The sequence below is a fragment of the Thalassomonas sp. RHCl1 genome (assembly GCF_947387555.1).
Taxonomy (GTDB): Bacteria; Pseudomonadota; Gammaproteobacteria; order Enterobacterales; family Alteromonadaceae; genus Thalassomonas.
Genome location: NZ_CANDNZ010000007.1, coordinates 260701 through 273543, shown reverse-complemented (window position 1 = coordinate 273543; position 12843 = coordinate 260701). Strand labels below are relative to the sequence as shown.

Genomic DNA, 12843 nt, shown 5'->3' with positions numbered 1-12843 from the left:
GGCTTATTTTACCAAGCAGGCATGTTAATTATGAACCGGTATTTTTTTGCCCTGAACCTGTCCCACAAAAGCAAAAAACAGTTGATACGCTGGCGAGACAGTGAACTGCCCCTGCCCTGTCACCCGGTAGCCGAGGACAACCTCCATATTACCCTGGCGTTTTTAGGGGTGTTAACAGACGAGCTGAAACAGCAGCTGCTAACCGGAGCCGGACTGTTGGCCGATACCCTCAAACATGAAGAGATAACCCCGTTAACTCTCAACCGCCTGGGTTACTTTAAAAGGCCCAAGGTACTCTACCTTGCCAATGACGATATCCCTGACTGGCAAAATGAACTGGCAGCAGGCATAACAAAACAGGCTTTGGATGTTGGCTTAAACCAGGAACAACGCCGTTATCTTTCCCATATAACCCTTTATCGAAAAGTACGCGCTTTACCCAAAGAACTGCCCCTGCCGAACATGCTTATCCCTATTGACAGGTTCAGCTTATTTCAATCACTGTCAACAGAAACGGGTGTGCGTTATCAGGCAGTAAAAACCTGGCAGCTGACAGTAAGTCAAGATGCAGGATAACAGCAGGTGATAACAAATCCCCCGGGTTTTAATATCCGGGTCTACTGCTATTAACGGATAAAAATCAGCCAGGATTTTAGCGCTAATATTTTGTCCGGCTTTCTTACTTGGCAACTCAGGCTAAACTTGGTACTAATAAAGATCACATTGACAAATGGAATTTGAAAATGACTGAAAGCACTCTAGGCAATAACAGTGGCAATTTCTCCGGTTACGAGCCAGGTAGTTACACGATAGAACATCAGGATAATATTCTCGCCTCGACAGTACGTGGGCCGTTAACCCCTCCGATACTCGAACAATACCAACTGGATATGCGCAACGCCTGTGAAAAGTTTCACGGAAAAACCTGGGGAGCGCTGGTGACTTATTACGGCGGAGATCTGCTCACGCAAGATACTGAAGAAACCTTGCTCAACATCGCCAAACACCGCATACGACATGGCATGGTGGCAAACGCTACCGTGATCCTCGAAAGTAAACACACCGACCTGCAGCAGATGCAATTAAAGCGTATCTATCAAAACTGCCAGCTGGAATTTCATGTCTTCACCAATACCGAAATCGCCAGGAACTGGTTATCTCAATATTTAGCACAACAGTAACTTATCGGAAATAGCAGCAGCCAACGGCGCTCATTTGAACTAGTCCATGTGTTCACCCATGCAGAGATCGCCGGGAACCGGCAAGCTCTGCATTGAGCGCAGCAAAACCTTATGCTTTATCGCAAATCAAGGCTGCAATGGTCGCGATGCCCTGGCCTGTGCCGCCGGCAGCCCACAGACTATTAGCACTGCCGTTATAGGCGGCAGCTAAATCCATATGCAACCAGCCTTTGCCTTCGTTAGGCACAAAACGCGCCAGGAAGCCCGCGGCATTGCTGGCGCCACCGGCACCACCGCCTTTTTGGGTGCGGCTGTTGGCGGTATCGGCAAATACCGAACTACATTTATCCTGATGCCAGCGCTCTAAAGGCAACTGCCACACCGGCTCATTCGCTTTTACGGCTTCGGCTTTGGTTTGCTCCATCAAGTCGGCATCTAAACCGAATAATGCGGTGTAATCACCGCCGGTGGCCATCATCGCCGCCCCGGTCAGGGTTGCCGCATTGATGATCAGGCCGCTGCCGGCTTCTGCCGCCGCCAGTAAACCATCCGCCAGCACTAAACGGCCCTCGGCATCAGTATTGGCCACTTCCACCGTCAGGCCGTTTTTATAGGTTAAAATATCACCGAGTTTATAGGCATGGCTACTGACCATGTTCTCGGCGCAACATAAAAAGAGCTTCACTCTTTTATCCAGCCCCTGGTTGATGGCCAGCGCCAAAGCGCCGGCAACAACGGCCGCACCGCCCATGTCACATTTCATGTCAAACATGCCGGCACTGGGTTTTATGCTGTAACCGCCACTGTCAAAGGTGATGCCTTTACCCACCAAACTGGCCGCAACCGGGGCCTGACTGTCGCCGGTAGGGTTATAATCAAGGATCATCAAACAAGGGGGATTGATGCTGCCTTTACCGACATTATAAATCCCGGTCCAGCCTTGTTGCTCCAGATCTTCCCCGGAGATGGTTTCCACCGATACATGCTCAGGGGCCTGAGCTTTAATGTATTCCGCCGCCAGCTCTGCCAGTTTCAACGGGTATAACTGCGACGGCGTCTGGTTGGTCAGATCCCGGCTCCAGGCAAAAATAGCCAGTTTATCCGCCAGCTGCTCAGCCTTATCTCCGGTAAACTCAACATTGGTGAGTTTACCGACACAGGTAAAGCCCATAGCAAATGCCCACTGGCTTTGCTCTGTCCATAGATCGCCGGTTAATTTAGCGGTATCTATGCCCAAACCTTCAATTTTGCGCCCGGCCTTTTGGATGTCCCTTAACGACAACTCCTGGCCTTCCTTAAGACAAATATGAATTTCATTCTTAAAAATCTGTACCGGATTATCCGCCTGCCAGCCTTCTGACACCGGGGTATTGGTTAATATGATATTGGTTGTTTTAGTCATTATTCTTCCTTCACTGGGCGTTATCTGCCTTAGTCTATCTTAATCACGGCGTTTTTTTGCAATTTTAGTCATAAAAATGATATTTATAGCTTTTTCTGTATTGCCAACAAAATAACCCTATGCAATTAGCCTTACAAAGCGCAACCTTATTAAAACGTTATAAACGCTTTTTAGCGGATATAGAATTCCCCGACGGCGAGCAAACCACCATACATTGCGCCAATACCGGCGCGATGACAGGATGTGCCGATCCCGGTAATACCGTCTGGTACAGCCAGTCGGACAACCCGAAACGCAAATATCCCTTTAGCTGGGAGTTATCGCAAACTCAGGCGCAAGATATCATTTGCGTCAATACCATACGCGCCAACCAGCTGGTGGAAGAAGCCCTTGAGTCGGGAAAAATAGCCGAACTGACCGGTTACGATGAGCTAAAACGGGAAGTCAAATACGGCAATGAGAACAGTAAAATCGATTTTTACCTGTCCTCCCCCGAAAAAGCCGATACCTATATCGAAGTAAAGAGCGTCACCCTGCTCAGCGATGGCCAGGGCTATTTTCCCGATGCCGTGACCACCCGGGGGCAAAAGCACCTGAGGGAATTAACCGAACTGGCGCAACAAGGTAAAAGAGCGGTATTATTTTTTGCGGTATTGCACAGCGGTATTCACTCGGTAAAAGCCGCCGACCATGTAGATCCGCTTTATGGCCGGTTATTGGCAGAAGCCATCGAAGCCGGAGTAGAAGTCCTGGCCTATAAGGCCAGCTTTACCCTGGGAGATAAAGTGACCGAGATCAGCTTATCTCAGCCCCTTGATTTTAAGCCGTAACAGTAAATTTTTATGGTACTATAGTGGAATTATATTTGACTGACGGTGTCAATCATTGATAGAAAGGTCTCAATAGAAAGCCTGATTGCGAGAGCTGATAAAAACAGCCCTCAAAACAGTTAACAGCGCCGGCAAAATTAATCTTGATAATGTGTGATTTTACATATTTATAAAAGATTGATTTATAATGAATATGGTTTTTTTTGCAATTAAGCCTTGATATTTATTTACGTCGGCACAATATAGGCCAGATACCAATGGTCTATTTAATATTGGCAATTGCAACCACGTGGTTTTTAACCGGTATCCGCAATAGAGTGCGCTTTACCAGCTAAATTAAGGTCACTTTGGTCTATGTAGCATTAGGAGATTCAGCATGCCAAACAGTAAAAATAAAGCCTTAGGCATCCTAGCATTAGCCGGCGTTGAGCCGTATCAGGAAAAGCCTGACGAAGAATACATGAACGTTGAGCAACTGGAGCATTTTAAAAAAATTCTCGATGCTTGGCGTGTTCAACTCAGAGAAGAAGTTGATCGCACAGTAACGCATATGCAAGATGAAGCGGCCAACTTCCCCGACCCTGTCGATCGCGCAGCCCAGGAAGAAGAATTCAGCCTGGAACTACGCACCCGGGATCGTGAACGTAAGTTGATCAAAAAAATTGAGAAAACGTTACAGTTAATCGAAGAAGATGAATTCGGTTTCTGTAAGTCTTGTGGCATCGAAATCGGTATCCGTCGCCTTGAAGCGCGTCCGACTGCCGACCTTTGTATTGAATGTAAAACCTTACAGGAAATCAAAGAGCGCCAGATGGCAGGTTAATACCCGGTTCATCTATGGTATTACCCCTCCCCCAGCGACCACAGCCAGGTTATCGTGGTCGCTTTGCTCCATCCCCTTCAGGGCTATTACACTTTGGCTCGTTAATATCGGCCTTAGCCAGTTATCTGCATGCCAAAAGCTGCCAGGGAAAATGGCTGGTGCGTATTGAAGATATCGATCCCCCCAGGGAGCAGGCAGGCGCCAGTTCAGCCATTTTATCCACCCTGGAAGCATTCGGCTTACACTGGGATGAAGAAGTGCTTTACCAGAGCAACCAAACCCAGATTTACCTGGATGTGCTCGACTATCTCAAGCAGCAAAAACTCAGTTATTTTTGCCAATGTACCCGGGCTGAAATCAAGACCGCAGGCGGTATTTATCCGGGTATCTGCAAATCCCGGGAACATCCGGCAGCCAACAGTGCCATCCGCTTGATCAATTCTGTCGGACATTATCAATACCAGGACATCTTTCAGGGAGCAATCAGCTGCGATCCGGCACTTGCCCGGGAAGACTTTATCCTGCTGCGCAAAGACGGCCTGTTTGCCTATCAACTGGCGGTTGTCGTAGACGATATTTGCCAGGGGATCAGCCATGTTATCCGCGGCTGTGATTTACTCGAACCCACGGCGAGACAATTAAGCTTTTATCATATCCTCGAGCAGCCAAGTCCCCAATATGGCCACGTTCCCTTAGCCGTGACCAATGAAGGTTATAAACTGAGCAAGCAAAACAAGGCGCCTGCGATAGATAACCGGCACCCGCAACCGGCACTGATCGCCGCATTAACTTTCCTTGGCCAGGAGCCGCCAGCTGAGCTGGTTGATGCTTCAGTTGAAGAAGTCATCACCTGGGCCATCAAGCACTGGAACCTGGATAAAGTCCCGAGAAAACAGCAAATCATCTTGCCTGAGTAAACCGGGAAAAAATCATTCTGCGCAAAGAAGCGGGTAAATTCGGCAAAGATCACTAAATAGTGCGGTTTTTTCATTCTCTTTTGCCCTGTGCTGTTATATCATTGCGCGATAATTTCTAGCGAAAATGCGCATAACCTCGAGGTCAAAAATTATCAAAAGCGTGATTAATTTGTGTAAAAAAGTTCTGGGACGAAAAACCAACAAAACGGAAAAGAAAGCAACATTTTCCAACCCGGTAGTTTTAACACGTGATCAACACCCTGTTTCCCGAAAACATATCAGCACCAATGCTTTAAAGGTACTTTATCGCCTCAATAAAGGCGGTTATGACGCTTATCTGGTGGGCGGCGGCGTCAGGGATATTATTTTGGGACTGGAACCGAAAGATTTTGATATCGCCACCAATGCCACCCCGGAGCAGATTAAAGAGCTGTTTCGCAACTGCCGCCTTATCGGCCGCCGTTTTCGCTTAGCCCATATCGTGTTTGGCCGCGATGTTATCGAAGTCGCCACTTTCCGCGGACACCATGACAACAACAACCAGGAAAAGGCCAAAGGCAACCAGAAAATCTCCAAGCAGAGCGAGCACGGCATGCTGCTGCGCGACAATATTTACGGCTCGATTGAAGAAGACGCCGAGCGCCGCGACTTTTCCATTAACGCCCTGTATTACTCGGTCACCGATTTTAAAGTCTATGATTTTGCCAATGGCGTTGAAGACGTCCACAACCGCATTATCCGGTTGATCGGCGATCCCGAAACCCGCTACCGCGAAGATCCGGTGCGCATGCTCAGGGCAATCCGTTTTGCCACTAAGCTGGATATGACCATCAGTGAAGAAACCCAGGCGCCTATCGCTGAGTTGGCCCCGCTGCTGGCCAATATTCCCGCCGCCAGGATGTTTGAAGAATTCAATAAGCTTTTTCTGTCCGGCAAAGCCCGGGCAAATTTTGATATGCTAAGGGATTACGGCCTGTTTCAATATTTCTTCCCTGTGGTGGAGCAAAACCTGGAGCATGAAGAGAACATCCATTTAAATGATTTTATCCGCCTGGCATTAAAAAATACCGATTTGCGCATCAACAATAACCAGAGGGTCACCCCCGCCTTCTTGCTGGCAGCCATGTTATGGTACCCGCTGCAGGCACGTATCCAGAGGTTGAATGCCGCCAGTCAGTTAACGCCGCAAGATGCCTTTTTTGCCGCCTATAACGAGCTGATCTCCGAGCAGCAACGCAGCATTTCAATTCCGAAACGCTTCCAGCTGGTGATGAAAGATATCTGGATTTTACAGGACAAACTGGCGCGCCGTGACGGCAAACGCGCCTATAAAAGTTTCGAGCATCCGAAATTCAGGGCCGGATACGACTTCCTGTTGCTGCGCGGCGAGATAGAAGGCGGACCGGCTCAGGAGCTGGCCAAATGGTGGACAGATTTTCAGTCCGCCCACCCGGAAACCCAGCAGCAAATGATCAAAGCGGTTGCCGGTAACCGCCCTGGGGGCCGCAGATCCACCCGCAAGCGGAAAAAGCCCGGTGCTCAGAGTGCCGATAAGGCAAGCTCTGAGAAAAACAGCGTCTGATAATCCGCCACTTCGGCGTAGACTTTTGGCTTAAACTTTTAGCTTAATAATTGACCCGATCAAGAACATGAGTACAGACAACCCTCAGGTTAACACCGAAAAGCATACTGCCTACATAGGATTAGGCAGTAACCTGTCTGATCCTGAGCAGCAGATCCGCCAGGCAGTTATTGCCATAGCGGGCATAGCAGATTCAAGTATTATCCGGATATCTTCCCTATATTTCAGTAAACCCATGGGACCACAAGATCAGCCGGATTATATGAATGCGGTGCTGGCATTAACAACAAGGTTAGCTCCGCTGGCCTTACTCGATGCCCTGCAAGACATAGAAAACAAAGCCGGACGGATACGCAAAGACAACCGTTGGGGTGCCCGGGTACTGGATCTCGATATCCTGCTGTTTGACCAGGAAACTATCGATAACGAACGCCTGACTGTGCCCCATTACGGGATGAAAGAGCGGGAATTTGTGCTCTTGCCGCTGGCAGAAGTTGCCCCTTCACTGGTACTCCCCTGTGGTGAGTCCGTGCTGGAACTAAGCAAGAACATTAACCCTAACGGTCTGAAAATACACAGCAAACTCGGCTAAGAACTGATAGAAAGTGCTGACGATACTTATTTTTAACGGAAAAGAGCTTTAACGGAAAAATTATGGCGAAAATAACAACATCCCGCTTATTAAAAATGAAAGAGCAGGGGGAGAAGATTTCCACCATTACCGCTTACGATGCCAGTTTTGCCAAGATCTTTGATCAGGCAGGCATCCATGCCATTTTAATCGGTGACTCCCTCGGCATGGTTTTGCAGGGAGAAAATGATACCGTACCGGTAACCATAGAAGATATGGCCTATCACACCCGCTGTGTCAGCAAAGGGGTAGAAGAAACCTTAGTGATCAGCGATATGCCTTTTATGAGCTACGCCACCAAAGAGCAGGCCTTTGTCAACGCCACTAAGTTGATGCAGGCGGGCGCCAATATCATCAAAATGGAAGGCGGCAGCTGGTTGGCAGAGACTATCTCCTCGCTGGTAGAGCGCGGTATCCCGGTATGCGGCCATTTAGGTTTAACGCCGCAATCTGTCCATGTGCTGGGCGGCTTCAAGGTACAGGGGCGCGAGCAGGAAAAAGCGCAAGAAATGATCGCCCAGGCCAAAGAGCTGGAACAGGCAGGTGTGCAGTTATTGGTACTGGAATGTATTCCTGCCGAACTGGGTAAAGCCATTTCAGAAGCGGTAAGTATCCCGACCATCGGCATAGGCGCGGGTAAGGACACCGACGGGCAGATCCTGGTGATGCACGATGCCTTAGGCATTTCCTGCAGTTATATGCCAAAATTCTCAAGGAATTTCCTGGTGGATACCGGTGATATCAAAAAAGCGATCGAGCTTTATATCAGCGAAGTAAGCGAAGGCAACTTCCCCGGTCCCGAGCATATTTTTAAGTAAGCCGTCCAAGCGAGCGAGTAAGAAATAACATGAAAACAGTTAATGACATTACCGCGCTGCGCCAACAGGTTAATGAATGGCGTCAGCAAGGCCTTAAAATAGCCTTTGTGCCGACCATGGGCAACTTACATGCCGGACATATAGCTTTAGTAGAAGAAGCCCGTAAACATGCGGATAAGGTGGTTGCCAGCATCTTTATCAATCCGATGCAGTTCGGCCCCAATGAAGACATCGACAGCTATCCAAAAACCTTAGGCGAAGATCAGCAAAAACTGATCGCCGCAGGCACGGACCTGCTGTTTACCCCGACCGCGGCCATCATCTACCCCAAGGGGCTGGATCAGCAAACCTATATCGAAGTACCGGATGTCTCTGAAGGCAGCTGCGGCGAAAGCCGTCCCGGGCACTTTCGCGGCGTTGCCACCATAGTGGCCAAGTTATTTAACCTGGTACAACCGGATGTTGCCTGTTTCGGGAAAAAAGATTACCAGCAGCTCCAGGTGATTCAAACCATGGTGGAAGACCTGTCGATGCCGATCCGCATCATAGGGGTTGAAACCGTACGCGAAGCCTCGGGTTTAGCCATGAGCTCCCGCAACGGTTATTTAACCGAACAGGAAAAAGCCATGGCCCCGGCCTTAAGGCAGGCCCTGTTATGGTTAGGGGAGCAGCTTGAACAAGGCAACCAGGATTTTCAAGCCCTGAGCAAGCAGGCCGCAGGAAAAATTAATCTGGCGGGACTCAATACCGACTATATCGATATTCGCCATGCCCGCACCCTGGCCCGGCCAAAGCCGGCAGACAAGGAGCTGGTTGTCCTGGCTGCAGCCCATTGCGGTAAAGCCCGGCTGATCGATAATTTACAAGTCTCTGTAAAGTAAGGTTAAAGTAGCAAATAGACAAAGGGGAGCTTTATAGCTCCCCTTTTTAATTACAGGATGTAATGTATGTCACGGGTTCATGGATGAACAGGAGTGACGCTACAGGATGTAATCTATGTCACGGGTTCATGGATGAACAGGAGTGACGCTACAGGATGTAATCTATGTCACGGGTTCACGGATGAACAGGAGTGACGCTACAGGATGTAATCTATGTCACGGGTTCACGGATGAACAGTAATGACGATAATGCCTGTTTTTCTAGAGAAGTCTTACAGCATAGCCTTCAGCTGGGGATAGAAGTTCTCACTTTCCTGGGCCAACTCGGTTTGTTCCTGCAAAATATCATGCAAAATTTCTTTAGAGGTCAGTGGGTTGGCCAGTACCACTCTGAATACCAGAATTTTCTCACCGCCGTAACGGGAAACTTCAATCCGGGTACGGGAAACAAACGATTTACCGTTTTCCCGCTGGCGTTTCTGGATAAACTTGGTGAGCTTGCCCAATAAGCCATTGATCTCTTGCTGCTGCTCTTGTGAGCCATTACGCAAGAGCTCCTGTATCCCGGGAGGAACATAGCGGTAGGTCAATAAACACAGCTCAGGCTCGGAAATCAGTTCAAATTCCGGGTGCTGGTTAATGATCCCGGCAAAATAAGCAGCTTTTTCTATGCCCTGGTTGATCAGCATTTCATAACCCGGGCGGCTGATAATATGCAAACTGGCATACACTAACATCGCCATACCGGGACGGGAACCTTCCAGGGTATGGCTACCCAAATCTTTCGAGCCCTTACGCAGGATATACTCGGCATGATGCTCGATGGCAGTTACCGAGGAAGGATTTTTAAAGACCACCAATCCTGCCCCCATAGGCACATACATTTGTTTGTGAGCGTCTATGGTGACAGAGTCGGCCCGCTCTATGCCGTTAAGCAAAGGACGGTATTTTTCCGACAGCAAGGTTGCCCCACCCCAGGCGGCATCCACATGGAAGTGACAGCCGTATTCCCCGGCGATATCCGCCATCTCGTTTAACGGATCGATATTGCCGGTTTCCGTGGTGCCTGCCACGCCGACAATACTTAAAATCTTGATGTTGTTTTCCGTCAGCTCCCGGCACTTCTGGCGCAGTAACTGACAATCGATGCGGTTATCTTCATCGGTAGGAATAGCAATCACACTTTCCTGGCCTATGCCCAGAACATCGGCGGACTTTTTCAGGGAATAATGGCCGCGCTCCGACACTAGAATAGCCAAACCGTCGCAGTCATAATGTTTAAGGGCTTTAAACAGGCCTTCGCGGGCAATACCTTTAAAGTCGCCGTCTGGCTTTAACAGATTATTACGCGCCACCCACAAGGCGGTCAGGTTGGCTACGGTGCCGCCTGAACAAAAGGCACCCAGGGAGTGGTTGGCACTGTGCATCCAGCGCTGGTAAAAGTCTTCTTCATCCCGGTAAACCAGGCGATGTATCATACCCAGCACCTGACGCTCCAGCGGGGTAAAAGCCTTGGACGTTTCTATCTTCACCAGGTTCTGGTTAAGGCCCACCATCAGCTTGGACAGGGGTAAAATAAAATACGGCAGGGCCGAAGTCATATGGCCGATAAAGCTCGGGCTGGAGGTATGTACCGATTGCGAGATCAGCTTATCCAGCAAGTGGTGCATATGATCCGAAACAAATTCCGGCTCTTCCGGGATCTGCGAACAGGCAAAGTCCTGCTCGATATCGGTTAATGGTTTTTCAGTCGCAACAATATGGTTGCCAAGAAAACCCGCCAGGTTTTCCGAGATCTCTTTCTCGATCAAACCCAGGGTTGATTCCGGAGCTTCTGGAATTGTGAAGATGCGATGCAAAGACTCTTGAGTTGCTTTTGCTTTACGCTTGCCAGTCGTCATACCTTACCATTCTTTACATTTTGCCTAGCTATTTACTCAGCTATCTCGTTAGCGATTTACTTAATTATTTGCTTAGCAAAAAGCCTGATTGCTTTTGAATGCGGCACTGTAATAAAAAATGAAGCAAAAGTCTTCTCTTTTTAATAAGAAGTCATACCAGCTGGCTGGTTTTCTTGTTACTGCTATAAAGAACTCGCGACATAAATCAAAGCAAACTGTGATAAGGCGACACAGGATAAAGCCGGGACAAAAACATTTTTTCTTATGGTTAAGCGCATGATAGTTATCTCTTGTTAAGTTCACAGGAACATAAACAAGATCCAGACCACAAAGCTAAACCATTGATTTACATTGGATAAACAAAAAAGTTAAGGCTTGCGCTAAACGTTGAATTAGCAGATAACACTAAATAGTGGGGAAATTTACCAGTATCCCCACTTTAAATGCCATTTATATAGATAACTGCCAGCATTGCTGGCCGCTGGCCCGGTATTTGGCCTCAAACGGCGTTAACGGCTCGATATCTGTCACCTCGCTAATGTCACCGCTTTTTCCGGCAATTTCGGCGGCAAACAGAAATTCTTCCAGATACAAGCGCCAATTGCTGCGCAGGATGATCTGCTCGCCGATATTGATAATATCCGGGAATACGGCTGTGCCGTGCCAGCGGCGCTGCACATGCTTGGCTTTCGGCCAGGGATTGGGATAAAGAATATAATGCTTGGCCACTTGCCACTGCGCCTTAGTCACCAGGCGATAAAAGTCGTTGAGATCGGCGCGGATCAAATGATAATTGTCCGCCTGCCAGAGATCTTCGACATTACGCTCGATACGGTGGGCGGATTTATCCACCCCTATCACCAGGGCCCCGGGATTATTTTTTGCCAGGATACGGGTACTTTGCCCGACACCGCAGCAGGAGTCTAAAATCACCTCGCCGTCAAAGGCCTTAACCTTGGCATCAATTTCGGCAAAAGCGTCCAGGGTATGCTGCTGGAACGGTTTTTTCGAGGTATGGCTTAAATGCTTGTTGACGATATCCGCCAGGTTCTCGTGGATCCCCGGCTGATTGCTGACAATGGCTTTTGAATCTCCGAAACTCATTAACTTCTCAATCCTATACCTTTGGTGATCAAGGTCATGGCTATGGTGTATAAAGTTACAATAAAGACGCCCAGTACGGAAAATGCCAGGGTCAGGTTAACATCTGTAATACCCAGGAAACCATAACGGAAGGCATTGACCATATAAACGATAGGGTTGATTTGCGATACCCCCTGCCAAAAATCCGGTAACAGGCTGATCGAATAAAATACCCCGCCCAAATAGGTTAACGGCGTCAGCACAAAAGTGGGGATAATGGAAATATCATCAAAACTGCCGGCAAAAACCGCATTGATCAGTCCCCCCAGGGAAAACACCGCCGAGGTTAAACACACGGTAATGATGATCACCGCCAGGTTATGGATCTGGATATCGACAAAAAACAAAGACACCAGGGTGACGATCAAGCCCACCAGGATACCGCGGGCCATACCGCCGCCGACATATCCGGCCACTATCACCCAGTTGGGCACCGGGGCCACCAGCATTTCTTCAACATTACGCTGCCATTTGGCGCTAAAAAAAGACGAGGCGACATTGGAATAAGAGTTAGTGATCACACTCATCATGATCAGGCCGGGTACGATAAAGGACATGTAATCAAAGCCGCCCATTTCCCCGATGCGTGAACCGATCAGCGAGCCAAAAATCACGAAATACAAGGTGATAGTGATCGCAGGCGGCACTAAGGTCTGCACCCAGATACGCATAAAGCGGTTTATTTCTTTATAAAGTATGCTCTTTAAGGCAATACGGTTAACCTTGGCCGACAT

13 protein-coding genes are annotated in these 12843 nt (G+C 48.6%); 9 read left to right on the top strand and 4 right to left on the bottom strand.

Annotation, left to right across the window (positions count from 1 at the left end):
• Positions 1-30: 30 nt before the first annotated feature.
• Positions 31-576, top strand: a complete 546-nt coding sequence (gene thpR, locus QL234_RS20210; protein WP_281559585.1) for an RNA 2',3'-cyclic phosphodiesterase — start codon at positions 31-33, stop codon at positions 574-576.
• Between the two features lie 167 nt (positions 577-743).
• On the top strand, positions 744-1181 hold the full coding sequence (locus tag QL234_RS20205) for a hypothetical protein (protein ID WP_281559584.1): 438 nt from the start codon (positions 744-746) through the stop codon (positions 1179-1181).
• A 109-nt stretch (positions 1182-1290) separates the two neighbouring features.
• Here the strand turns inward: QL234_RS20205 and pepB are convergent, their stop codons facing one another.
• Positions 1291-2583, bottom strand: a complete 1293-nt coding sequence (pepB, locus tag QL234_RS20200; protein ID WP_281559583.1) for an aminopeptidase PepB — start codon at positions 2581-2583, stop codon at positions 1291-1293.
• A 119-nt stretch (positions 2584-2702) separates the two neighbouring features.
• On the opposite strand from pepB, the gene sfsA reads away from it, so the two are divergent.
• The 7 genes from sfsA (at position 2703) to panC (ending at position 9065) form a co-directional block, all read left to right on the top strand.
• Positions 2703-3413, top strand: coding sequence for a DNA/RNA nuclease SfsA (sfsA, locus tag QL234_RS20195; protein ID WP_281559582.1), 711 nt, complete (start codon positions 2703-2705; stop codon positions 3411-3413).
• Between the two features lie 376 nt (positions 3414-3789).
• On the top strand, positions 3790-4236 hold the full coding sequence (gene dksA / locus QL234_RS20190; protein WP_044835474.1) for an RNA polymerase-binding protein DksA: 447 nt from the start codon (positions 3790-3792) through the stop codon (positions 4234-4236).
• Between the two features lie 14 nt (positions 4237-4250).
• Positions 4251-5153 carry a tRNA glutamyl-Q(34) synthetase GluQRS gene (gene gluQRS / locus QL234_RS20185; protein ID WP_281559581.1) on the top strand — a complete coding sequence of 301 codons (903 nt, stop codon included), beginning with the start codon at positions 4251-4253 and terminating at the stop codon, positions 5151-5153.
• A 169-nt stretch (positions 5154-5322) separates the two neighbouring features.
• Complete coding sequence (gene pcnB, locus QL234_RS20180) at positions 5323-6735, top strand: polynucleotide adenylyltransferase PcnB (protein WP_281559580.1); 1413 nt, start codon at positions 5323-5325, stop codon at positions 6733-6735.
• A 67-nt stretch (positions 6736-6802) separates the two neighbouring features.
• Entirely contained in the window at positions 6803-7327 is a 525-nt protein-coding gene (gene folK / locus QL234_RS20175; protein WP_281559579.1) for a 2-amino-4-hydroxy-6-hydroxymethyldihydropteridine diphosphokinase, read from the top strand.
• 62 nt (positions 7328-7389) lie between these two features.
• Positions 7390-8184: a 3-methyl-2-oxobutanoate hydroxymethyltransferase gene (gene panB / locus QL234_RS20170; protein WP_281559578.1), complete on the top strand. Its 795-nt coding sequence runs from the start codon at positions 7390-7392 to the stop codon at positions 8182-8184.
• Positions 8185-8213: 29 nt separating this feature from the next.
• On the top strand, positions 8214-9065 hold the full coding sequence (gene panC, locus QL234_RS20165) for a pantoate--beta-alanine ligase (RefSeq protein ID WP_281559577.1): 852 nt from the start codon (positions 8214-8216) through the stop codon (positions 9063-9065).
• Positions 9066-9337: 272 nt separating this feature from the next.
• Here panC and panP read toward each other — a convergent pair whose 3' ends face one another.
• The 3 genes from panP to QL234_RS20150 all read right to left on the bottom strand — a co-directional run bounded on the left by panP (position 9338) and on the right by QL234_RS20150 (position 12843).
• On the bottom strand, positions 9338-10966 hold the full coding sequence (gene panP / locus QL234_RS20160) for a pyridoxal-dependent aspartate 1-decarboxylase PanP (protein ID WP_044835479.1): 1629 nt from the start codon (positions 10964-10966) through the stop codon (positions 9338-9340).
• A gap of 450 nt (positions 10967-11416) precedes the next feature.
• A complete protein-coding gene (locus QL234_RS20155) occupies positions 11417-12070 on the bottom strand; it encodes an SAM-dependent methyltransferase (protein ID WP_281559576.1) in 654 nt (217 codons plus the stop codon).
• On the bottom strand, positions 12070-12843 hold the full coding sequence (locus tag QL234_RS20150) for an ABC transporter permease (RefSeq protein WP_281559575.1): 774 nt from the start codon (positions 12841-12843) through the stop codon (positions 12070-12072). The genes QL234_RS20155 and QL234_RS20150 overlap by 1 nt, the downstream gene beginning before the upstream one ends.